Below are 23,193 nucleotides of genomic sequence, written 5' to 3' on the forward strand. Positions count from 1 at the left end.
AGGAATGACGATGCGCGGTTTCGATCTGGACCAGTTGCGCACGTTCGCGGCGGTCGCGGACGCCGGCAGCCTGACGGCCGCCGCGCCGCTGCTGCATCTGTCGCAATCGACGGTCAGCGAGCAGGTGCGCAAGCTCGAATCGCGCGCCGGCGTACCGCTGTTCGTGCGCAGCAAGCGCGGCGTCGAACCGACGCCCGCCGGCTCGCGGCTGCTGCAGCACGCGCGGCGCATCGTCGCGCTGAACGAGGCCGCGTTCGACGAGCTGCGCGGACAGGCGATCAAGGGCGAGCTGCGCGTCGCGATCACCGACTATTACCGGACGAATGAAGTGGCCGGCATGCTGGCGCGGCTGCGCGAGTGCTATCCGCAACTGAGCCTGCACGTGAGCGCGATGAAGAGCGTGGAGATCGAGGCGGCGCACGCACGCGGGCAGATCGATCTCGGCGTCGTGATGAACATGTCGAGCGGGCCGTTCCGGCCGGCGTCGGCCGACACGCGCTGGGTGCTGCGGCGCGAACCGCTGTCGTGGGTCGCGTCGCCCAAGCTCGCCGAGCAGTTGCCGGAGCCGCTGCCGCTGGTGTTGCTGCCGGACGACTGCATGATGCATCAGGTCGCGGTGCGCTCGCTCGACGAGCAGCACACGCCGTACGTGCTCGTGCATAGCGCGTCGGGCGTCGCCGGGTTGCAGTCGATGCTCGCGGCGGGGCTCGGGGTCGGTTGCCTGTGCGCGTCGGCGATCGGCGACGGCCTGATGCGGCTCGGCACGAAATACCGGCTGCCGCCGCTGCCCGACGCGGTGTTTTCGCTGACGCCGCCGCTGCCGGGCGAACGCGAGACCGTCACCCAGGCGCGCGAGGTGCTGTCGCGTCAACTGCTGATGTAAAACCATGCCGCGCGACACGCGGCGGCGCGTCGCCAAGCGGCGCGCCAGGGGGCCACAGGCATGAACGACGACGAACTGAAGAACCAGATGGCCGCGAAGCTGCAGCACGCGCTGGAACGCGTGGTCGACGAGCGTACGCTGATCCACTTCCTGCGCGTGCTCGGCCATGACTGGCACACGGAGCGGCAACTCGAGGCCGACGCGCCGCTGTCGCCGTACGCCCGCGCGGCGCTCGGCTGGGAAAACCGGTCGATCGGCGAGTACCTGGAAGCGATGATCGACTGGGCGGAGGCGTCGGAAGAAGGGCTGCGTTTCTACGATGTGCCCGACAACCCGTGGCGGCGCATCGCGGACATCCTGTTCGCCGGCAAAATCTACGAATAGCGCGGCCCGCGGATTCACGCACGCCGCTTTCTACTCGGCGCCTTCGCCGTCCGCATACGCACGCAGCCCGTTGGCCAGCGCATCGAACACGGCCCGACAGCGCGGGCTCGCCCGCAAGTCCTCATGCATCACGACCCAGGTTTCCAGCCGAATCGCGGGCCCGTCCGGCAGCACGCGCACGAGCCGCGCGTCGCGTTTCGCGAGCGCCGTCTGGCAGAAGCCGATCCCGTAGCCGGCGCGGATCATCGCGAGCTGCGCGAGGTTGCTGTCGGTGCGCAGCGCGAACGCGTCGCGTTTCCACAGCGGCATGCCGTGCCCCGCCGAGCGGATGAACGGCGTGACCGTATCGAAGCCGATCAGCGCGTGATGCGCGAGCGCGTCGGTTGTCGCCGGCGCGCCGTGGTGCGTCAGGTAATCGTCGCGCGCATACAGCCCGACCTCGATTGCGCCGACGCGCCGCGCGACGAGCGCGTCCTGCGCAGGCGGCGCCATCCGGACCGCGATGTCGGCCTCGCGCTTGAGCACGTCCTGGAGGCGGTCGGTCGGCACCAGTTCGATCACGAGCCCCGGATGGTCGCGCCGCAATTGCGCGAGCATCGGCGGCAGCACCTCGACGGCGATCACGTCGCTGGCCGAGATCCGCACGATGCCGCGCACGCCGGCGCCGTGGCTGGCCGCCGCGCGCTCGAACGCGGCCGCAGCGCTGCGCAACGCCTCCGCATGGCCGCGCAGCGCGAGCGCGGCTTCGGTCGGCAGCAGGCCCGATGGCGAGCGCGTGAACAGCGTCTGGCCGAATGCGGCCTCGAGCGCCGCGACATGGCGGCCGGCCGTCGGCTGGGTGATGCCGAGGGCCCGTGCTGCGCCGGACAGCGAGCCTTCCGTCAGCACCGCGAGGAAGGTGCGGTAGCGTTCCCAGTTCAGATCGGTGGTCATACATAAATGTATAGCTGATCTGCTGGGTTCAGCAATTCCTTGATGGCGATCGGCGCGCCAGAATGCGTGTCGTGACGGTTCCATTCAAGGAGGGCGGCAATGACGACGGACGCAGGCGGGACGCAACGGCTGGCACTCGTGCTCGGCGCGAGCGGCGGGATTGGCGGGGAAGTCGCGCGGCAGTTGCGCGATGCGGGCTGGCAGGTGCGCGCGCTCAAGCGCGGGCTCGATGCCGAAATCGCGGAGCGCGACGGCATTGCCTGGGTGCGCGGCGACGCGCTGGATCGCGACGCGGTGGTGCGCGCCGCACGCGGCTGCAGCGTGATCGTGCATGCGGTGAACCCGCCCGGATACCGGAACTGGGCCACGCAGGTGCTGCCGATGATGGACAACACGATCGCGGCGGCCCGGGCCGCGCAGGCGACCGTCGTGCTGCCGGGCACGGTCTACAACTTCGGCGCCGATGCGTTTCCGGTGCTGCGGGAAGACGCGCCGCAGCATCCGGCGACCCGCAAGGGCGCGATCCGCGTCGAACTGGAGCGGCGGCTGCAGGACGCCAGTGTGCACGGCGTGCGGGCGATCGTCGTGCGCGCCGGCGATTTTTTCGGGCCGCAGCTCGGCAACAGCTGGTTTTCGCAGGGGTTGATCAAGCCGGGGCGGCCCGTCGCGGCCATCAGCGTGCCGGGCCGCGGCGTCGGTCACCAATGGTCGTATGTGCCGGACGTGGCGCGCGTGATGGTCGAGCTGATCGAGCGGCGCGAGATGCTGGAGCCGTTCGCGCGCTTTCATCTGGGCGGGCATTGGGATGAAGACGGCCTGCAGATGGCGCAGGCCGTGCAACGCGTCGCGCAGCGGCACGGCATGCGGCCGGCGCTGCGCGATTTCCCGTGGTGGCTCGTGTGGGCGGCCGCGCCGTTCGTCACGACACTGCGCGAATTGCTCGAGATGCGTTACCTGTGGCGCGAACCGATCCGGATGGACAACGCGCGCGTGACCGCGGTGCTCGGCCGCGAGCCGGTGACACCGCTCGATACGGCGGTGGAGGCGACGCTGGCGGGGCTCGGGTGTCTCGGGTGAGCAACGGTGGGTAGCACGGGCAGCGCCCGGGCATGGAAACGCGTCACGGCGAACCGATGAAGCCCCCGGACCACAATTCTCCACATACCCGCGTGCGTCCGATGCGCATCATGTCGGTCAACACCGATAGGGCGAAAACGGGGGCGAGATGGTGCATTTCGGATGGAAAGCGTCGGTTGCGGGCGCAATCATGTTCGCATTGAGCGGCTGTACGGATCTGGCCGGCGTGCTGTATTGCGACAACTCGCAGTTCAACTTTCCGGACTATCACTGCTTTCAGCCGTACCGGTAGGGTTGGCACGGCGACTGAACGCCGCCGCCTCCGTATGCCGTGCAGTTTCCCGTTCCCGTCAAGCCACGACCGGCAACACCTCGACCGCATAGCGATGTGTGAGGCTGCGCCCGAGCACCGGATCGTGCAGCTCCATCTCGAATGCGTCGCCGTCGTCCATCGCCGCGATCGCGCCGTGCACGGCGACGGTCCCGCCATACATCGCGCAGCGCGCGGGCATCGTGCGGCGATCGTCGAAACGCTGCCACAGCACGTCGGGCGCGAGCAGGCCGCTTACCGCGCCGTGCTGGTACGCCACCCGTTCGCCATCGCGCGCAATCAGCCACGAACGCATCTCGAGCGCATCCCAGTGATCGGCGACATCCGCATAACGCCACGCGTCACGGCCGAGCGGCTTCGCGCACACCTGCTTCGACACGGCGACGCCGTACGCTTCGACTTCGCGATCCGTGTGATCGGAGCCGACCGTGACCAGCGTGCCGGCCGGGCTGTCGACCAGCACGCATTCGATCTCGCCGCCCGAGCGCGCACCGAGCACGCCGATCGACGGCGCCTGCGTGAGCAGCGCGGACGACACGCGATAGAAGCACGGCGTGGTCGACGGCGGCGCGACGCCGAGCGCCGCGAGTTCGTCGATGTGCGCCTGGATCGCGGCCGGGTCGCGGCCGGCCCAGCCGGCGATCACGACGCGTTCGACGTCGACGTCGACGGCGGCCGGCGCGCGTTGCAGGGAAATCACGTTGAACGACAGGGTTGGCATGCGGCTATCCGTTTGAAGTGCGAATGAATGGTCGGCGGGGGGGGGCGCTCAGTCGTCGAGCGGCCGGTGCGCGGTCTCGCGCGCGGTGACGAGCGCGATCGACGTGACGACGAGCGCGGCGGTGACGTACAGCGACACGGCCGTCGTCGTGCCCGTCTGCCGGAACAGCGCGGCGATCACGAGCGGCGCGAAGCCGCCGCCGACGATGCCGGCGAGCGTGTACGCGAGCGACGAGCCCGCGTAGCGCACGCGCGTCGGGAACTGTTCGGTCACGAACGCGCCCTGCGGGCCGTACATCACCGCATGGATCACGAGGCCGATCGCGACGGCCGAGACGATCGCCGCGGGGCGCGCGGAATCGAGCAGCGCGAAGAACACGAACGCCCAGACGATGCCGGCGAGCGCGCCGGCGAGATATACGGGCCGGCGGCCGAAGCGGTCCGACAACGCGCCGAAGAACGGCACCGCGAGCGCATTGCAGGCCGTGCCGATCATCACGGCCGTCAGCGCGACCGGGCGCGACAGGTGCAGCACGGTCGTCACATAGGTGAGCGTGAACACGACGATCAGCGCATACAGCACGTCCGAACCGATGCGCGAGCCGCCCGCGATCAGCAGGCGCTTCCAGTGGTACTTCAGCACGTCGGCGACAGGCACGTCGGCGGTCGCATGCGATTCGGCGAGCTGCTCGAACTGCGGCGTTTCGTCGACGCCGCGCCGCAGCCAGAAGCCGAACACGACGAGCAGCGCGCTGGCCGCGAACGGCACGCGCCAGCCCCACGACAGGAAGGTGTCGGACGTGGTCGACAGCGTGACGAGCGCGATGCAGCCGGTGCCGAGCAGCGTGCCGAACGACGGGCCGATCTGCGTCCACGACGCGGACAGCCCGCGCCGTTTCTGGTCGCCGTGCTCGACCGACAGCAATACCGCGCCGGCCCATTCGCCGCCGAGCGCGACGCCCTGCACGAAGCGCAGCGCGACGAGCAGGATCGGGCTCAGGATGCCGGCCTGCGCGTAGGTCGGCAGCGCGCCCATCAGCGCGGTCGTCACGCCCATCAGCACGAGCGTGAGCATCAGCACCGCGCGGCGGCCGATGCGGTCGCCGAGGTTGCCGAATACGAAGCCGCCGAGCGGGCGCGACACGTAGCCGACCGCATAGGTCGAGAACGCGAGGATCGTGCCGGCCAGCGGATCGACCGACGGGAAGAACAGATGGTTGAAAACGAGCGCGGCGAGCGTGTTGTAGATCGTGAAGTCGTACCACTCGAGCGACGTGCCGATCATGCTCGCGGTCGCGAGTCGGCTGTTGCGGACACGGCGGGGCGCGTGGGCGGCGGGCTGGACGAGAGTGCTCATGGTATCGGGCAGGTCGGGATGGATGACGGGATGAAGCGCGGGCCGGCGTGGGCGGCGGCGTCGAGCGTTCAGGCAGGCAGGGCGGCAGCGGTCGAGGCGGCGGCCGTTTCGGCTTCGACGTCGCATCGCTGGACGGGCAGCGGCGCGGCGGCGCGCCACAGCAGGTCGAAGGTGCGCACGTCGTCGTGTCCGGCGAGCGTGGCGGCGACGCGGCGCGTGGCCGTTGCGTCGCTGCCTTCGATCAGCACCAGCGCATCGGCGGCCGGGCGGGCGGCCGCAGCGGCGCCGATCGGTGCGGACAGGTCCGGTGACGTGCGGAAAAGCCGTGCGGCATGGATGCCCGGTTCCTGCAGCGCGGCGTCGAAGCGCGCGCGCAGGTGCGGCACGTCGATGCGATCGGGGGCCAGCACGAACAGCGCGAGATGCGCGCCTTCACCGTCGCCGGCCTCGATCGTCAGCTCGCCGACGCGCCGCTGCGTACCCGTCATGCGCTCGAAGTTCGCGAGCGACCACGCGGTCTGCTGCGTGAACGCGCGCCGGTACGCATCGCCGCGGAACACGTCGAGCGCGTCCGTCACGTACAGCGCGAGGTATCGGCGCGGGCCGCCGTCGGTCGCACGAAACCGTCGCGCATGCGTGAAGCCGGGAATCGCGACACGCTCCTGCATGTGCTCGCGGTCGTACCACGCGTTGAAATCGGCTTCGTGCGCGGGGTCGATATCCGTCCAGACGCAAAGCTGGCCGTGCGGAAGGGAAAGGCGGGTCATTGCGGGGTTCCTCGTGACGCGGTGGGGCAGGAACTGCAGTGTCCCGAAGACGGGTCGCGCCCGTCCAACAAGAAAACAAATTCGCGGTGAACAGGTTTTCTTATGAGCGGCGTGGGCGTCGTTTTGCGGCGGGCGCGGCAGGCGGAGCCCCCTTCGTCGTGCGCTTCGTTGTCGTCGGTGCGTTCGTCTTTGTCGTGGTCGCCTTGCGCGCGGGCGTTACATCGACGAGCGTTGCGTCGACGCGCTCGGCGGCCGGCTTCGCGAGATTCCCGGCAGCCGCCATCGCGCGCGCCACTTCGCTCGCGAGTTCCGCGATGCGCGCGGCGACCGGCAGCCCCTGGCTGCGGTAAGTCGCGACGAGCGGCAGCGGCGGGAATTCGGGCGCGACGTCGAGCAGTTCGAGCGTGCCTTCGTGCAGCTCGCGCCCGATGATCGCCGGCGGCAGCGCGGCCACGCCGAAGCCGTCGGCGACGAGGCGGATCATCGCCGCGACCGACGTGATGCAGTTGATGCTGGCCGGCCGTTCGACCGCCGCGAACAGCCGCTCGATCGTCGCGTGCGGCCCCGAGTGGCGCGAGAAGCTGATGATCGGAAAACCGGCCAGCCGCGCGACGTCGAGCGGCTGGCCGCCGAGCCCGAGGCGCGGGCTCGCGGCCCAGCGCACCGGGAATTCGCACAGCGGCAGGTTCGTGAAGTCCGGGCCCGGCACCGGGTCGGTCTGCAGGATCAGGTCGACGCCGTCGGTGCTGAGCAGGCGAATCAGATGCAGCGTCGTGTCGCTCGTGATCTCGACGTCGAGGCGCGGATAGCGCTCGCGCAGTTGCGCCATCAGCGCGGGAAACCAGCTGTGCACGATCGATTCGATCACGCCGATCCGGATCAGGCCCGCATCGCTGGCCGCGTCGATGTCGCGCCGCATTTCCCCATCGAGCCGCACGATCCGCTCCGCGTAGGCCAGCATGCGCCGGCCCGCCGGCGTGAGCGTGGCCGAGCGCGTGTTGCGGTCGAACAGGCGCACGTCGAACGCTTCCTCGAGCGATGCGATGCGGCTCGACACGGCAGCCTGCGTCGTATGCAGTTTCTCGGCCGTGAGCCGGAAGTTTTCCAGCTTCGCGAGCCAGACGAAGGTTTCCAGAAACCGGATGTTCATCGAATTCCGAACGGTGAGGCGGTGCCGCGCCAGGCGGCGGATCGGGACGATGTTAACGGATTCGGAAGCGCGCACGCACGCGCCGCAGGTTCGGGTGGCGTCAAAGCCGGTCGAACGCGAGCGTCGGCACGTCGACGACCATCGCGCCGCCGTCCGCGACGAGCGTCGCGCCGGTCACGAACGACGCGTCCGGCGACGCCAGGAACGCGCAGACGGCCGCGATCTCGTCGGGATCGGCCGCGCGCCGCAGCGGCACGTCGGCGCTGACGCGCGCGTACGCACCGTCGAGCGAATCGCCGTGCGCGGCCATCAGCGGCTCCATTTCCGCGTCGGCCATCGGCGTGCGGACCCAGCCCGGGCAGACGGCGTTCGCCCGCACGCCGTGCGGACCGTAGTCGCGCGCGAGCGATCGCGCCAGGCCGAGCAGCGCGTGCTTGCCGACCGTGTAGCCGCATACGCCGGGCCCGGCCGCGAGCGCCGCGATCGACGCGACCAGCACGATATTGCCGCGCCGCGCGATCAGGTCGGGCAGGCACGCGCGCGCGCTGACGAATGCGGTGTCGAGGTTCGCATGCATCGCAGCGCGCCACTGCGCGTCGTCGGTTTCGTCCGCGCGGCCGATGCCGTGGCCGCCCGCGCAGGCGACAAGCGCATCGACGCGGCCGAAGCGTGCGGCGATGCGCGGCAGGAAGCCGGCCCAGTCGGCGGCGCTCGCGGCGTCGCCGGCCAGCGCGAGGCCCCCCGTTTCGGCAGCCAGCGCGTCGAGCGGCGCCTGGCGGCGCCCGATCAGCACGACGCGGTCGCCGCGGCGGGCGAAGCGGCGCGCGCAGGCGGCGCCGATGCCGGTGCCGGCGCCGGTAATGGCGATCGTGCGGGGGGGCGGGTGCGTCATGTCGTTCTCCGGAAAGGGGGCGTTCCGGCCACTTTAGGCGGCGCCGGCGCGCGCCGGTATCCACCGAAAGGATGAACGCGGGTCGTCCGAACGGCCGGCGTGGCGGGCACGGTGGCCTTGGCCCATTTTGCAAAGGCTGACGATGTCCGACGCCGAATCGCTCTATCCTCCACATTTTTGCGATAAGCCACGAAAGCCCGGCAAAATAGCGCGGGCGGGCAGCGACGGGCGGCGCGTCGGCCGCCGATTCCGTCGTACGAATGGCGCGGCCGGCAGGGGCGCGGCCGGCAATGGCGCGGCCGGCCGGATCGGCGCGAGCGGGCGTTCGATGCGCAGGTATCGCGTCTGCCGACGGAGCGTGTCGCCACGGCGTATCGCCCGGTTGCGCGCTGGCGCGATCGGACCATCGACAAAAGAACAGGGAGGGGCCGGCAATGAGGCTGGACGACGAAAGGGAAAGCACGAACGTCGAGGATCGACGCGGCGCCGGCGGGTTCGGCGGCGGGCGCGCGACGATCGGCATCGGCACGATCGTGATCGCGCTGGCTGCCTCGTATTTCTTCGGAATCGACCCGCGCGTCGTGCTCGAAGGTGCGTCGGCGCTGCAGGGCCGCCAGCAGCAGGCGCAGCCCGCGCCGACCCAGCACCAGGGCGTACCGGCGAACGACGCCGGCGCGGTGTTCACGCGCAAGGTGCTCGGCAACATCGAACGCACGTGGACGGGCGTGTTCAACACGCAGCTGCATGCGCAGTACGAACCGCCGAAGCTCGTGATGTTCACGAACTCGACGCCGACCGCGTGCGGCACCGGCCAGACCGCGATGGGGCCGTTCTACTGCCCGGGCGACCGCAACGTGTACATCGATCTCGGCTTCTACGACGAACTGCGCAAGCGTTTCGGCGCCGGCGGCGACTTTGCGCAGGCCTACGTGATCGCGCACGAAGTCGGCCATCACGTGCAGAACCTGCTCGGTATTGCCGACAAGGTCGACGCCGCGCGCCGGCGCTCGAGCCAGGCGCGCGCGAATGCGCTGTCGGTGCGGATGGAGCTGCAGGCCGACTGCTTTGCCGGCGTGTGGGCGAACAACGCGCAGCGCGCGAACCAGCGGCTGATGGAGCCCGGCGATTTCGAGCAGGGACTGAAGGCCGCCGCGGCCATCGGCGACGACCGGCTGCAGCAGCAAGGGCAGGGCTACGTCGTGCCCGAAAGCTTCACGCACGGCACCAGCGAGCAGCGCGTGTACTGGCTGCGGCGCGGGATGGAGTCGGGCGAGGTGAGCGCCTGCGACACGTTCGCCGCGAACGCACGCTGAAGCCAGGCGTGCGCACCGTCGCGCGCCGGCATCGTCCCGGCTGAACCGGCTGAACCAGCCACCTGGCCGGCCCGGGACGATTTGCCGATTTGTGCTCACCGGCGCTTTTCGGCGCCGGTAGGCTGGCCCGGACGTTGAAATTCGACGCGTTCGCCACCCAGCCGATTTCCGATGCCGACCTCATCCGTTCCCGCCGACCACGCTCCCGCCGACTGGCCACGCGCGCTGCGCGCGTGCGTGGACGCGTTCGATGCGTTCGCAAGCCCCTCGGCGATCGTGTTCTACCGGCTCGACCAGAGCGGCGAACCGGCCGATTTCGAGCTGTTCGGGATGCCGGAATCGATGCACCGCACCTATGTCGCCCGCTACCGGGTGCTCGATCCGCTGCACCCGTCGCGCTGCGCGGCGGGCGACCGCGCGGTCGTCACGCTCGCGTCCCAATTGCCGGACGAGCGACGTGACGCATCCGCGTACTGGACCCGTTTTCTGCGGCGGCACGACGTGGCCGACGTCGTCGAGATCTGGCTGCGCGACGCGGGCCGCACGGTCGGCGCGTTTTCGCTGCTGCGCTTCGGCATGAGCGACGCGAATCGCACCGGCAACGGTACGGCAGGACGCTTCGCACCCGGCGAGATCGACGCACTCGCGCGGCTGCAGCCTGTCGCCGAAGCCGCGCTGAGCCCGCTGCTGCGCGCCCGGCGCGGGATCCACCGGATCGGTTGCGAGGAACGGCTGACCTACCGCGAGGAGCAGATCGCGCGGCTCGTGCGCGACGGTTGCTCGAACAAGGAAATCGCGCGCGATCTCGCGCTCGGGCAACCGACGATCAAGACCCACCTGATGCGCATGTACCGCAAGCTCGGCGTGTCGAATCGCACGGAGCTGGTCGGCGCGCTGTTCCTGTAATCGTTCTGCAAGCTGGCCCGCGAGATCGTGCAGTACCATGCGCGCTCGTCGTATCGATAACAATTCAAGAAAAGGGCCGGGAACATGGACGTCGCGATCATTGCCGCTTCGATTTTGGTCATCGCGTTGAGCGTCGCGCTGCCGATCTTCATCGTCAGGACCGTCAGAAGCGGAACCTACGACTCGCTGTACTTCCTGATCCCGCTTGCGCTCGGCGTGTATTGGCTGGACTACCAGGCGTACGACTTCCTCGCGTCGATGGCGCACGGTTTCAGAAACTGACGATTCAATGACCGGACCCCGGTCCGGCATCCAAACCACGGCAGCCCCCGGCGGATCGCGCACGTCGCCCGCGGGCCGCGTCGCGGGCTCGAACCGCTACCGCGCGCCACGCGCTGCCAATTTGCGCTCACCGGGCGTGATCCCTCGTCGATACAGTGGTCCGACGCCCGCGTGCCTCGCCCGCACGCGGTCCAGCCACGACAATCAACGAGACGCCCATGAGCAACACGAACTTCGTCGCCGTCAGCGACACCGTGCGCACCTTCGTTGCGCGCGATTTCGGCCTCTTCATCGACGGCGCCATGCAGCCCGCGCACGCGGCCGCGCGGCTCGACGTGTACGACCCCGCGACGGGCGAACGGCTCGCCACCGTCGCGGACGCCGACGCACACGACGTCGACCGCGCGGTCGCCAGCGCCAGACACGCGTTCGACGCGCGCGTGTGGAGCGGGCTGCGGCCGGCCGACCGCGAACGCATCCTGCTGAAACTCGCGGACCTGATCGAAGCCGACGCCGAAACGCTCGCGCAGCTCGAAACGCTGAACCAGGGCAAGTCGATTCACGTGTCGCGTGCGATCGAAGTCGGCGCGAGCGTCGAATACGTGCGCTACATGGCCGGCTGGGCGACCAAGATCACTGGCCAGACGCTCGACGTGTCGATCCCGTTTCCGCCCGGCGCGCGCTATACGGCCTATACGCGCAAGGAGCCGGTCGGCGTGGTCGCCGCGATCGTGCCGTGGAATTTCCCGCTGATGATCGCGGTGTGGAAGCTGGTTCCCGCCCTCGCGGCCGGCTGCACGATCGTGCTGAAGCCGTCGCCGGAAACGCCGCTCACCGCGTTGCGCCTCGCCGAACTCGCGCGCGAGGCCGGCGTGCCGCCCGGCGTGTTCAACGTCGTCACGGGCGGCCGCGTCTGCGGCGCGGCGCTGGCCAGCCACCCGTCGATCGCGAAGATCTCGTTCACGGGCTCGACCGCGACCGGCAAGCTGGTCGGCGCGGCGGCCGTGCACAACATGACGCGCTTCTCGCTGGAGCTCGGCGGCAAGAACCCGATCGTGATGCTCGACGACGTCGACGTCGCGCAGGCGCTCGACGGCGTCGCCGCCGGCGCGTTCTTCAACCAGGGGCAGGTGTGCGCGGCCGCGTCGCGCATCTATGTGCATCGCAGCAAGTTCGCGCAACTCGCGGACGGCCTCGCGGGCGTCGCGCGGTCGATGAAGCTCGGCGCGGGCCTCGACACCACCGCGCAGATCAACCCGCTCGTGTCCGCGCACCATCGCGACAAGGTCGTCCAGCACATCGAAGGCGCGCGCCGCGCGGGCCTCACGTTCCTCGCGGGCGGCACGCCGGCCGACGATCTGCCCGGCTATTACGTGAAGCCGGCCGTGATCGCCGATCCGCATCCGGACAGCGCGATCGTGCGCGACGAGGTGTTCGGCCCGGTGATCGTGGTCGTGCCGTTCGACGACGCGGCCGACGCGGTGCGCCTCGCGAACGCGTCGCCGTACGGCCTCGCCGCGAGCGTCTGGAGCAACGACCTGAAACGTGTGATGAACCTCGTGCCGCAGATCGAGGCCGGCACGGTGTGGGTGAACTGCCATATTCCGCTCGATCCGTCGATGCCGTTCGGCGGCTACAAGCAATCGGGCATCGGTCGCGAATTCGGCCAGTACGCGATCGAAGGCTTCACCGAAACCAAATCCGTCTGCATCGCGCACTGACGCGCGACGCTCGAACCCGAACGAACCCGATTCAACGATCCGACAGTGGAGACTGCAATGAGCTACAACGAAGCGAAATTCTGGCACCCGATGCTGCACCCGAACGAGATGAAACAGCGCAAGCCGATCCGCATCGTGCGCGGCGACGGCTGCTACGTGTTCGACGAGGCGGGGCGCAAGCTCGTCGACGGCGTCGCGGGCCTGTGGAACGTGAACGTCGGTCACAACCGCCAGGAAGTGAAGGACGCGATCGTGCGCCAGCTCGACGAACTCGAATACTTCCAGCTGTTCGACGGCATTTCGCATCCGCGCGCCGAGGAGTTGTCGAAGAAGGTGATCGACCTGCTCGAACCGGAAGGGATGCGCCGCGTGCTGTACAGCTCGGGCGGCTCCGATGCGATCGAGACCGCGCTGAAGATCGCGCGCCAGTACTGGAAGGTGCGCGGCCAGGCCGATCGCACGAAGTTCATCTCGCTGAAACAGGGTTATCACGGCACGCACTTCGGCGGCGCGTCGGTGAACGGCAACACGGTGTTCCGCCGCAACTACGAACCGAACCTGCCCGGCTGCTTCCACGTCGAGACGCCATGGCTGTACCGCAACCCGTTCACGCAGGACCCGGAGGAACTCGGCCGGATCTGCGCGGAAATGCTGGAGCGCGAGATTCAGTTCCAGAGCCCCGACACGGTCGCCGCGTTCATCGCGGAGCCGATCCAGGGCGCGGGCGGCGTGATCGTGCCGCCGGCCAATTACTGGCCGCTGGTGCGCGAGGTGTGCGACCGCTACGGCGTGCTGCTGATCGCCGACGAAGTGGTGACCGGCTTCGGCCGCAGCGGCTGCCTGTTCGGCAGTCGCGGCTGGGGCGTGCGCCCGGACATCATGTGTCTGGCGAAGGGGATTTCGTCGGGCTACGTGCCGCTCGGCGCGACGGTCGTGAACACGCGGATCGAGGATGCGTTCGCCGCGAATGCCGATTTCGGCGGGGCGATCATGCACGGCTACACGTACGCCGGCCACCCGGTCGCATGCGCGGCCGCGATCGCGAGCCTCGACATCGTCGTGAAGGAGGACCTGCCGGCGAATGCGGCGAAGCAGGGTGCGTATCTGCTCGAAGCGCTGCAGCCGTTCGCGGAGCGCTTCGCGGCGGTCGGCGAGGTGCGCGGCAAGGGGCTGATGCTCGCGCTCGACCTCGTCGCGAACAAGGACACGCGCGAGCCGATCGATCCGCTGTCGGGCTATGCGAACGCGGTCGCGGAAGTCGCGCGCGAGAACGGCGTGCTGGTGCGCCCGGTCGGCACGAAGATCATCCTGTCGCCGCCGCTCGTGATCCAGCGCGAACAGCTCGACCGGATCGTCGACGCGCTCGCGGCCGGCTTCGAGGCCGTGCCGTTCGCGTAACGGCGTGATCGCATGACGGCCAATCCGCGGCGGAAGGGGGGAACGCCGTCGCGGGTTTGCCGATTTGCGCTATGACCGGATTATTTTGCCTGCGTATTTTTTCGACATCGGATCACGCCGTGATCGACAGGGGCCCGGGATCGAAGCGCTGAAGCGCCGACCGGGGCCGACCGCAGAGCATCTGGCCCCCGGCCGCTGACGAAGCGCCGGTTCGGGCCAACCTACGAAGGAGACAACGATGTCGGGATGGTCAGGAGTGACCGGCGCCGCGGGCGATACGCCTGGCGGCTCGCCGGCTGAAGCGGGCGGCGGCACCGCGTTGAAGGCGGGGGCGGTCGGTTTTCCGACCGCGCTGGCGAGCGCCGTCGGGCTCATCATGGCGAGCCCGGTGATCCTCACCGCGACGTCGGGCTTCGGGATGGGCGGCTGGGCGTTCGCGGTCGCGATGATCATCGCGTTCGTGATGATGCAGGCGCAGGCCACCACGTTCTCGGAAGCCGCCGCGATGCTGCCGACGGCCGGCTCGGTTTACGATTACCTGTCGTGCGGGCTCGGCCGCTTCTGGGCGATCACCGGCACGATTTCCGCGTATTTCCTCGTGCACGTGTTCGCCGGCACGGCGGAGACGATCCTGAGCGGCATCATGGCGCTCGTGAATTTCGAATCGCTGAACGCCGCGTTCGAGCAGCACAACAGCTCGTGGCTCGTCGGCGTCGGCCTCGTGGTCACGTTCGCGATCACCAACATCATCGGCATCAAGGTGTTCAGCAAGCTCGAGATCGTGCTGACGGCCGGCATGTGGCTGTCGCTGATGATCTTCGGGATCCTCGGGCTCGCGGCCGCGCCGGCCGTGCATCTCGACGGCTGGTTCGGCGGCTCGGAAGTCGGCACGTCGATTCCGGCCGTGCTGTCGCTGGTCGGGATGGCGATGTTCATGTTCGTCGGCTGCGAGTTCGTCACGCCGCTCGCGCCGGAAATGAAGGCGCCGGGCCGCACGATTCCGCGCGCGATGGCGCTCGGCCTCGTCGGCGTCGCGATCTGCATGTTCCTGTACGGCGCGGCGATCCGCCGCCAGGTCGCGAACGTGCCGGTGAGCCCCGACGGCCTCACGCACCTGCTCGACACGCCGGGCGCGATTCCCGCGTTCGCGCTGCAGGTGCTCGGGCCGTTCGGCCGCGTGTGGTTCGGCATCGCGTTCCTGTGCGCGGGCGCCGCGACGATCAACACGCTGATGGCCGGGCTGCCGCGCATCCTGTACGGGATGGCGATCGACGGCGCGTTGCCGCGCTGCTTCGCGTACCTGCATCCGCGTTTCAAGACGCCGGTGGTCGGCATCGTCGCGTCGGCGATCGTGCCGATCTTCCATGCGTGGCTGATCAACGGCAATCTCGACAGCATCCTGCATCTCGTGCTCGCCGCGACCTGCGCGTGGGGCACCGCGTACCTGCTCGTCACCGCGTCGGTCGTGATGCTGCGCATCCGCCGCCCGGACCTGCCGCGGCCGTACCGTTCGCCGCTGTTCCCGCTGCCGCAGATCGTGTCGAGCGTCGGCATCGTGCTCGCGATCTGGTACATCACGCCGCCCGGCATGAACCCGCGCGACATCTACGTGCCGTTCGGCGCGATGCTCGGGCTCACCGCGCTGTACGCGCTGTTCTGGACGCTCGTCGTGCAGCGCCGGCATCCGTTCAGGCCGGTGCCGGTCGAGGACGTGCTGCGCAACGAGCACGTCGCGTCGTGAAGGCCGCGCTTGCCCTGCGGCGCGCGGCGCCCGATGCGCCGCCGCCCGGCCATCGGCCCGGCGCGATCGCCGCGCGCGTGCTCGCCGACCTGCGGGCCGTGCGCGATACGGATGTGGGCGGCGCCACGGCGCGGCTGCCGAACGGCGTGCATGTGAGCGTCGACGAGCGCGTCGAGCGCCAGTTCCTGATGCATACGGTCAGCGTGAAGGTGACGGTAGCCGCGAACGGCCCGGCGGCGCGGGGCCGCGCGCGCGTGCGGCAGACCGGCTGGCTGCGCCGCACGGGCGTCGATGCGGTGCCCGGGCCCGGATGCGACCGGGTCTTCATCGACACGCTGGCCGCGCTGCTCGCCGAGCCGTCGCTGGCCGACGCGCTGCGGCCGCTGCACCTGACCGACTGCGTCATCGACGCACACGGCGGCGTTGCCCGCGACGGCCGCTGGACGCTCGCGATCGTGCCGTTCGGCGGCAGCGAGATCGTGAACCGGATGCCGTCGTTTCGCCGCTACGTCAGGCTGATCGACGAGCAGGCCGCCGCGCTGTCGGCGGCCTGTCTTGCGTTCGAAACCGCACTACACGGGATTTTGCGAGGGTAAGCTGTGGCGATGCGTGCCGCGCAAACCCGGCGGCCGCATCCAGGAATCAGGGTTTTACCGGAGATGCCGATGCTGTTCCAGTCACGCTCACACGAAGACGTGCACGATCACGGGCTCGCGATCGCGGGCTGGCATCAGGTTTACCGTCAGATGACGCCGGGCCGCTTCAAGGGCACCGTCACGCAGGTGCTGTACGACGATTTCCACTTCTTCCGCGAAACGACCAACCGGCGCGTCGCGCAAACCGGGCTCGCACCGGTCGCGCGCACGTCGCTCGCGGTGCCGCTGTCCGTGCCGCTCGCGGGCACGTTCCAGGGCCAGCCGGTCGACGGCTATGCGCTGCTCGCGCTGCGCGCCGGCGAGGATTTCGAATTCCACACGCCGGAAGGGATGGGGCTCGTCGGGATCAGCGCGGCGTCCGACATGGTCGACGAGCTGTGCGAAGCCGAATTCGGCGCGGCCGGCGCGCGCCGGCTGCGGCACGTGACGCGGCTGTCCGACGCGCAGGGCGTCGCGCTCGGCGTGCGGCTGTCGGCGCTGATCGACGAGGCCCAGCGCAACCCGGGCTGCCTCGAATACGCGGCGACCCGCAAGATGTTTCGCGACGCGATGCTCGGCATGTTCCTCGATGCGCTCGAACAGGGTATCGGCGTCGAGCGCCGCGACATCACGCACGCCACCTACAGCGATATCGTCAGCCGCTGCGAGAAGCATCTGCGCGACCGGCCCGAAGAACCCGTCACCGTGCTCGAACTGTGTCGCGCGCTGCGCTGCAGCCGCCGCACGCTGCAAACGAGCTTCCAGCGCGTGGCCGACGTCACGCCGGTCGGCTACCTGCGCACGATCCGGCTGAACGCGGTGCGTCGCCTGCTGCGCACGACGTCGGCGCAGCAACTCGGCGTCGGCGAAGCCGCCGCGAGCTGGGGTTTCACGCACCTCGGCTATTTCGCGCGCGAGTATCGCGACCTGTTCGGCGAGCTGCCTTCCCAGACCACGCGTCCCGAATGACGCACGCGCATCGCGACGGCGCCGCCCGGCGTCGTCGCGGGTCGCACCCCCCACCGTTTGCCGATTTGCGATAGAGGTCCGGAATTTTCGCTGGATAAAGTCCTGTCACCCATATCGAAAACACCATCGGTTCGCACTGCGAATCGATGATCACAGAGGGGCGGGACATGAAGAACGGACGACGACTGACCGCAGCCGCGGCCATGCTGGGCTGCCTGCACGCACACGCGCAGACTTCGGGGAGCGTGACGCTGTACGGCACCGTGGACACCGGCATCATCTATTCGACGAACCAGCAGTTCACACGCGCCGACGGCAGCACGGGCGGCGGCCATGCCTGGCAGATGGGCGGCGGCAACCTCGTGCCGTCCCGCTTCGGCTTCCAGGGCGCCGAGCCGCTCGGCGGCGGCCTCAACGCGGTGTTTACACTCGAGCAGCAGTTCCTGTCCGCGAACGGGCAGGCGCTGCAGGGCGGCACCGCATTCAGCCGGCAGGCATGGGTCGGGCTGCGCCAGGACGGAATCGGCACGCTCGGCCTCGGCCGCCAGTACGACTCGTACACCGACATGCTCGGCGCGTACGTATCGAGCAACAACTGGGCGACGCCGTACGGCTCGCATCTCGGCGACGTCGACAACCTGAATGCCGCGTTCAACTTCAACAACGCGGTGAAGTTCACCAGCGCCGATTTCAACGGCTTCACGTTCGGCGGCACGTTCAGCTTCGGCGGGCAGGCCGGCGATTTTTCCGCGAAGCGCGGCTATGCGGTGGCCGCGACGTACACGCGGGCGCCGGTGGCGTTCTCGGTCGGCTACCTCGACCTGCACCAGCCGCTCGACGCGGCGCTCGGCGGCGCGAGCGGTTATATCGGCGATTTCGCGTGCAGCAACCCGGGCGCGATGTACTGCCTGCTGCAGGATGCCGGCTCGATGCGCGCGTTCGGCGCAGGCGGGTCGGTCACGCTCGGCGCGGCGACGGTCGCGCTGACCTACACGCACACGCGGCTCGGCGACAGCCGCTATTTCTCGACCGACGCGCAGCCGCGCACGCAGGCGTTCACGTTCGACATCGGCGAGCTGAACGTCACATACATGTTCACGCCGGCGCTGCAAGGCGGCGTCGCGTACATCTTCAACGCCGCGCATGCGGACGGGCGCGGCACGACGCGGTTCCACCAGGTGAACGTCGGCGCGAACTACAGCCTGTCGAAGCGCACCGCGCTGTATGCGGTCGCGATCGGCCAGGTCGCGAGCGGCACGGGGCTCGGCACCGATGCGAGCGGCAACGCGGTCAACTATGCGCAGATTCCGGTGCTCGCGAACAGCAATTCGAGCCGGCAGCTGGCGGTGATGGCGGGGATTCGTGTGAACTTTTGACCTCGAACGGCGGGCGGTGGCACGCCGGTCGCGTGCCGCCGTGCGGTCTTCACGGGCATGGGGCGGCATCGGGCGATCGATGGAAAGCCATGCTTGAAAAAAACCGTCCGTATGCTTGACTGAATGGACCCGGATCGACGGCATCCGCGCGTCAGGTTGCCCGGCTTGCGGCTTGCCACAATACCTTCACGGTCTGCGTGAACAATGGCGACGCTCCAGGCGACTTGACCCGTCGCCGGCGTTGCACACGTGTGCAACGCATGATTGTTCCGCTCCATACGCCGATCGAGAGAGACCACATGACCCTGCTGAGCCGCCTGCGCGCGCTGTCCACCGCCGTTGCGCTATCCGTTGCCGCCACGCACGCCTTCGCGGCGGATCTCGTCATCGCGGGCCGCGACGACATCTACGGCAAGGGGCTGGCCGACGCCGTCGCCGGCTTCAACAAGCTGCATCCGGGCACCGAGATCGAGCTGCTCAAGCTGCCGAACGCGAACCTGTACCAGAAGCTCAAGCTGTCGATGCGCGAAGGCACCGGCGCGTACGACCTCGTGATGATGGACGACACGTGGGCGCCGGAATTCATCGGCAACGGCTGGCTGAAGCCGCTGCCCGCGGCGCTCGCGGACGCCGATCTCGTGCCGTCCGCCGTCGCGCTCGGCCGCAATGCGGCCGGTGCGCTGTACGCGCTGCCGATCGTCGGCAACGTCGAGATGTTCGCGTACCGCAAGGACCTGCTCGCGAAGTACAAGCTGCAACCGCCGCGCAACTGGGACGACGTGCTGAAGATCGCGCAGACCGTCGGCGGCGCGGACAAGAGCGTGTCGGGTGTCGTGTTCCGCGGCACGAAGGGCAACCCGGTCGTCACGGGCTTTCTGCCGATCCTGTGGGCGTACGGCGGCGACGTGTTCGACCACGCCGGCAACGTGACGATCGATTCGCGCGAAGCGCAGGCCGCGCTGAAGACGTTCCTCGCGCTGAAGGCGTTCGCGCCGAAGGACGTCGACGTGTACGGCGCGGCGGAAGTGCGCGACGCGCTGCAACGCGGCACGGCCGCGCAGTCGATCGAGGTGTGGCCGGCGTGGGTGCCGGCGCTCGACGACGCGAAGCAGTCGCGTGTGGTCGGGCAGATCGCGCTGCAGCCGCCGCCGGGGCAGACCGCGGGTCCGGCGCCGATGCTCGGCATCTGGCAGATGGGCATTCCGAAGGACGCGCCGCACGCGAAGCTCGCGCAGGATTTTCTCGCGTACCTCACCGCGCGCGACACGCAGACGCGCCTCGCCGGCATCGGCATTCCGCCGACCCGCCGCAGCGTGTTCAACGATCCGGCGCTGGTGCGCCAGTACCGCTGGTATCCGGATCAACTGAAGGCGCTCGAGGCCGGCCGTGCGCGGCCGCGTGTGAAGGACTGGCAGCAGGTCGAGAGCATTCTCGGCGATCAGTTGCAGCTCGCGCTGACGGGGCAGGCCGCGCCCGACGCCGCGCTGCGCCAGGCGCAGCAGAAGATCGCGCAGGCGACGGCCGCGGCCGGCAAGTGACGGCTCACGTCGATCCGCTGGCCGGAGCTCGCGCATGAAAGCGTTCGGCCGCAGCCTGCCGTTCGTCGCGCTGCTCGGGCCCGCGCTGTTGGTGCTCGCCGCGCTCGCGCTGTATCCGGTCGCGCAGGTGCTGATCGACTCGTTCTGCCGGGTCGACTACTCGGCCGGCCGCCGCGCGTTCGCGGGGCTCGCGAACTATCGCGCGGTGCTCGGCGACGACGCGTTCGCGGCCGGCTTCGGCAACACGTTGCGCTTCACGATCGTCGCGTCGCTCGCCGAAGTCGCGCTCGGCTTCGGTCTCGCGCTGTTGTTCGTGCGCGCGTTTCCGGGCCGACGCATCGCATTGCCGCTCGCGATCCTGCCGATGATGCTGTCCACGCTCGTGTGCTCGGCGATCTGGCGCAACTGGCTGAACTTCGACGGCTTCCTCAATGCGCTGCTCGCGGCGTTCGGCATCGAAGGCGTGCGCTGGCTGTCCGATCCGCATCTCGCGCTGTGGTCGCTCGCGCTCGTCGACGTCTGGCAGTGGACGCCGATGGCGTTCCTGATCGTGCTGGCCGGGCTGCAGTCGATTCCGCAGGAACTGTACGAAGCCGCGCGCACCGACGGCGCGAGCGAGTGGCAGTGCCTGCGCGACATCACGCTGCCGCTCGCCGCGCCGCAGATCGGCCTTGCGCTGCTGCTGCGCTCGATCGACACGTTCAAGCTGTTCGACAAGGTCTATGCGCTGACGGGCGGCGGCCCCGGCAACGCGACGCAGACGCTGTCGACCTATATCTACGACACGGGCTTCCGCTTCTTCAACGTCGGGCCGGCGAGTGCCGCGTCGGTGCTGATGCTCGCGGCGTCCGCGCTGCTGGTCTCGGGGTACGTATGGCAGACGGTTCGCAAGCGGCGCGCATGACGACGCGATCGACGGGTATCCCGCGCGCCCGAACGCGCGCCGCATTCGGTCAAACGGTGCCGTGGGCGCTGCGCATCGTCGCGCTCGCACTGTTGCTGCTGCCGTGCCTGTGGATGGCCGGCGCGGCCTTCATGCCGACGCTCGAACGCCTCGATCATCCGTTGCGGATCTGGCCGGCCGCGCCGACCGTCGAGCATTTTGCGTCGGTGTGGTCGAACGGTATCGGCGCGCCGCTGTTCAATTCGCTGCTGGTCGGCTTCGGCACGACGCTGCTCGCACTGGCGCTCGCGTTTCCGGCCGCGTATGCGCTCGTGCGGCTGCGGTTTCCGGCGCGGCTCGACCTGCTGTTCCTGGTGCTCGTGCTGGCGTTGAAGCTGATGCCGCCGATCACGATCGCGGTGCCGCTGTTCGCGCTCGCGAAGCGGCTGCACCTGCTCGATTCGACGCTCGGCCTGATGCTCGCGTACCAGATCTATGCATTGCCGATGGCGATCTGGATGCTGCTCGCGTTCGTGCGCGACGTCCCGATCGAGTACGAAGAGGCGGCGTGCATCGACGGCGCGGGGCTCGCGCGGCGGCTCGTGCAGATCGTGCTGCCGCTGTGCGCGCCGGGGCTGATCGCGACCGCGATCTTCGTGTTCATCGCGGCCTGGAACGAATTCCTGATCGCGCTGCTGTTCGTGTCGACGCCGAGCCGCTTCACGCTGCCGCTCGCGATCGCCGGCTACGTGACGGAGAACGGGATCGACTGGGGCGACCTGATGAGCGCGGGGCTGATGGCGTCGCTGCCCACGCTCGCCGTGGCCGGTTACGTGCAGCGCTACCTGTTGCGCGGGTTCGCGGGCGGATTGAAGTGATGCGCGAGGTGACCGCGCCCGGTCCTGCGTCGTCACGCGCAGCTGTTTCGCACCACCTGCATGACCGGCACGACGCGCGTGCGCGACGGGCCGTCGAACGTCTGCAGCCGGTCCGCGAGCAGGTCGATCGCCGCGAGCGCGAGGCCGCGCGTGTCCTGCCGCAGCGTCGTCAGCCGATAGGCGTCGTACTCGGCGGCGGGGATGTCGTCGAAGCCGATCACGCGCAGGTCGTCCGGTACGCGCAAGCCGAATTCTCGGCGTGCGACGTCGATCACGCCGAGCGCGAGCAGGTCGGACGAGCAGAACACGCCGTCGGGCCGCTCGCCCGTCGCGAACAGTTGCCGCGCCGCGTCGATCCCGCTGGCGTGGGTGTCGGACGGCGTGTCGAGCACGCGGACGAGCGTCGCGTCGAATGCGTCGCGTTGCGCGAGCGCCTGTTCGAACGCCGCGGCGCGCGACCGCGCGCTGTAGCTCGTGCCGCGCGGCCCGACGAACGCGAGCCGGCGCGCGCCGGCCCGCACGAGCCGCTGCGCGGCGTGGACCGCGCCCGCCGCGTTGTCGCTGACGACCACGTCCGCGCCCGGCAGGTTCGCTTCGCGGTTGATCATCACGACCGGAATCCGGTGTTCGAGATACTGCTGCGCGACCGACAGCGGCGGCGACGCGGACGTCATCACGAGGCCCGCGATCCGATAGCTGAGCAGTTGTTCGAGCGATTGCCGGATCTGGCGCGGGTCTTCCGCATTGGTCACGAGCGGCGTGAGCGCGCGCTGCCCGAGCGTGGCCATCAGGTCCGACAGCAGCCGCGCGCGAAACGGGTTCTCGAATCCGGCCGTCACGACGCCGATCATGCTGCTGCGCTGCGTGATCATGTCGCGCGCGATCAGGTTGACCTGGTAGCCCAGCGCCCGCGCGGCGACCATCACGCGTTCGCGTGTTTGCGGCGCGATGCTTGCCGTCGGCGAGAACGCGCGCGACACTGCGGAGCGTGAGACGCCGGCCCGCGCCGCGACATCCGACGCCGTGACCCACGGTTTTCTTTCCTTGTCATTCATCGAT

22 protein-coding genes are annotated in these 23,193 nt (G+C 69.4%); 15 read left to right on the top strand and 7 right to left on the bottom strand.

Features of this window, described 5'->3' with window-relative positions; genetic code table 11:
- The first annotated feature begins 10 nt into the window (after window positions 1–10).
- Window positions 11–883, top strand: a complete 873-nt coding sequence (locus tag H0X91_RS19435) for a LysR family transcriptional regulator (protein ID WP_034203325.1) — start codon at window positions 11–13, stop codon at window positions 881–883.
- 60 nt (window positions 884–943) lie between these two features.
- Window positions 944–1,267 (top strand): DUF7660 family protein, encoded by a 324-nt coding sequence (locus H0X91_RS19440; RefSeq protein ID WP_006485664.1) that lies wholly within the window; start codon window positions 944–946, stop codon window positions 1,265–1,267.
- A 30-nt stretch (window positions 1,268–1,297) separates the two neighbouring features.
- Here H0X91_RS19440 and H0X91_RS19445 read toward each other — a convergent pair whose 3' ends face one another.
- Window positions 1,298–2,200, bottom strand: a complete 903-nt coding sequence (locus H0X91_RS19445; RefSeq protein ID WP_196433245.1) for a LysR family transcriptional regulator — start codon at window positions 2,198–2,200, stop codon at window positions 1,298–1,300.
- A 99-nt stretch (window positions 2,201–2,299) separates the two neighbouring features.
- Here H0X91_RS19445 and H0X91_RS19450 point away from each other — a divergent pair, with 99 nt between their 5' ends.
- Window positions 2,300–3,277 (top strand): NAD-dependent epimerase/dehydratase family protein, encoded by a 978-nt coding sequence (locus H0X91_RS19450; protein ID WP_196433246.1) that lies wholly within the window; start codon window positions 2,300–2,302, stop codon window positions 3,275–3,277.
- Between the two features lie 350 nt (window positions 3,278–3,627).
- Here the strand turns inward: H0X91_RS19450 and H0X91_RS19455 are convergent, their stop codons facing one another.
- The 5 genes from H0X91_RS19455 to H0X91_RS19475 form a co-directional block, all read right to left on the bottom strand.
- Entirely contained in the window at window positions 3,628–4,329 is a 702-nt protein-coding gene (locus H0X91_RS19455) for a DUF2848 domain-containing protein (RefSeq protein ID WP_006484275.1), read from the bottom strand.
- 48 nt (window positions 4,330–4,377) lie between these two features.
- Window positions 4,378–5,697, bottom strand: a complete 1,320-nt coding sequence (locus H0X91_RS19460; protein WP_196433264.1) for an MFS transporter — start codon at window positions 5,695–5,697, stop codon at window positions 4,378–4,380.
- 56 nt (window positions 5,698–5,753) lie between these two features.
- On the bottom strand, window positions 5,754–6,452 hold the full coding sequence (locus H0X91_RS19465; protein WP_196433247.1) for a DUF4286 family protein: 699 nt from the start codon (window positions 6,450–6,452) through the stop codon (window positions 5,754–5,756).
- A 100-nt stretch (window positions 6,453–6,552) separates the two neighbouring features.
- Window positions 6,553–7,602: a LysR family transcriptional regulator gene (locus H0X91_RS19470; RefSeq protein ID WP_196433248.1), complete on the bottom strand. Its 1,050-nt coding sequence runs from the start codon at window positions 7,600–7,602 to the stop codon at window positions 6,553–6,555.
- 100 nt (window positions 7,603–7,702) lie between these two features.
- Window positions 7,703–8,494, bottom strand: coding sequence for an SDR family NAD(P)-dependent oxidoreductase (locus H0X91_RS19475; protein WP_060266183.1), 792 nt, complete (start codon window positions 8,492–8,494; stop codon window positions 7,703–7,705).
- Between the two features lie 434 nt (window positions 8,495–8,928).
- Between H0X91_RS19475 and ypfJ the strand changes: the two genes are divergently transcribed.
- From ypfJ to H0X91_RS19535, 12 genes are all read left to right on the top strand, one after another.
- Window positions 8,929–9,807: a KPN_02809 family neutral zinc metallopeptidase gene (gene ypfJ / locus H0X91_RS19480; RefSeq protein WP_059722043.1), complete on the top strand. Its 879-nt coding sequence runs from the start codon at window positions 8,929–8,931 to the stop codon at window positions 9,805–9,807.
- Between the two features lie 171 nt (window positions 9,808–9,978).
- The gene (locus H0X91_RS19485) at window positions 9,979–10,713 is read left to right on the top strand and encodes a helix-turn-helix transcriptional regulator (RefSeq protein WP_196433249.1); all 735 of its coding nucleotides are present in this window, start codon (window positions 9,979–9,981) and stop codon (window positions 10,711–10,713) included.
- An 84-nt stretch (window positions 10,714–10,797) separates the two neighbouring features.
- Window positions 10,798–10,995, top strand: a complete 198-nt coding sequence (locus H0X91_RS19490) for a hypothetical protein (protein WP_006483979.1) — start codon at window positions 10,798–10,800, stop codon at window positions 10,993–10,995.
- Between the two features lie 218 nt (window positions 10,996–11,213).
- Window positions 11,214–12,716 (top strand): aldehyde dehydrogenase family protein, encoded by a 1,503-nt coding sequence (locus H0X91_RS19495; protein ID WP_196433250.1) that lies wholly within the window; start codon window positions 11,214–11,216, stop codon window positions 12,714–12,716.
- Between the two features lie 57 nt (window positions 12,717–12,773).
- Entirely contained in the window at window positions 12,774–14,114 is a 1,341-nt protein-coding gene (locus tag H0X91_RS19500; RefSeq protein WP_196433251.1) for an aspartate aminotransferase family protein, read from the top strand.
- A gap of 238 nt (window positions 14,115–14,352) precedes the next feature.
- Window positions 14,353–15,855: an APC family permease gene (locus H0X91_RS19505; protein ID WP_196433252.1), complete on the top strand. Its 1,503-nt coding sequence runs from the start codon at window positions 14,353–14,355 to the stop codon at window positions 15,853–15,855.
- Window positions 15,852–16,451, top strand: coding sequence for a DUF3156 family protein (locus H0X91_RS19510; protein ID WP_034202147.1), 600 nt, complete (start codon window positions 15,852–15,854; stop codon window positions 16,449–16,451). Before H0X91_RS19505 ends, H0X91_RS19510 begins: the two co-directional genes overlap by 4 nt.
- Before the next feature lie 69 nt (window positions 16,452–16,520).
- Window positions 16,521–17,459, top strand: coding sequence for a helix-turn-helix domain-containing protein (locus tag H0X91_RS19515; RefSeq protein WP_006485599.1), 939 nt, complete (start codon window positions 16,521–16,523; stop codon window positions 17,457–17,459).
- Between the two features lie 167 nt (window positions 17,460–17,626).
- Complete coding sequence (locus H0X91_RS19520; protein WP_196433253.1) at window positions 17,627–18,835, top strand: porin; 1,209 nt, start codon at window positions 17,627–17,629, stop codon at window positions 18,833–18,835.
- Window positions 18,836–19,134: 299 nt separating this feature from the next.
- The gene (locus tag H0X91_RS19525) at window positions 19,135–20,373 is read left to right on the top strand and encodes an ABC transporter substrate-binding protein (protein ID WP_062910380.1); all 1,239 of its coding nucleotides are present in this window, start codon (window positions 19,135–19,137) and stop codon (window positions 20,371–20,373) included.
- A 34-nt stretch (window positions 20,374–20,407) separates the two neighbouring features.
- A complete protein-coding gene (locus H0X91_RS19530; RefSeq protein ID WP_006480925.1) occupies window positions 20,408–21,277 on the top strand; it encodes a carbohydrate ABC transporter permease in 870 nt (289 codons plus the stop codon).
- Window positions 21,274–22,134 (top strand): carbohydrate ABC transporter permease, encoded by an 861-nt coding sequence (locus H0X91_RS19535; protein ID WP_059722053.1) that lies wholly within the window; start codon window positions 21,274–21,276, stop codon window positions 22,132–22,134. The genes H0X91_RS19530 and H0X91_RS19535 overlap by 4 nt, the downstream gene beginning before the upstream one ends.
- Before the next feature lie 32 nt (window positions 22,135–22,166).
- On the opposite strand, the gene H0X91_RS19540 is transcribed toward H0X91_RS19535, so the two are convergent.
- The gene (locus H0X91_RS19540) at window positions 22,167–23,189 is read right to left on the bottom strand and encodes a LacI family DNA-binding transcriptional regulator (RefSeq protein WP_062910381.1); all 1,023 of its coding nucleotides are present in this window, start codon (window positions 23,187–23,189) and stop codon (window positions 22,167–22,169) included.
- Window positions 23,190–23,193: the final 4 nt, after the last annotated feature.

This window comes from Burkholderia sp. 9777_1386 (genome assembly GCF_015712265.1).
Taxonomy (GTDB): domain Bacteria; phylum Pseudomonadota; class Gammaproteobacteria; order Burkholderiales; family Burkholderiaceae; genus Burkholderia; species Burkholderia cenocepacia.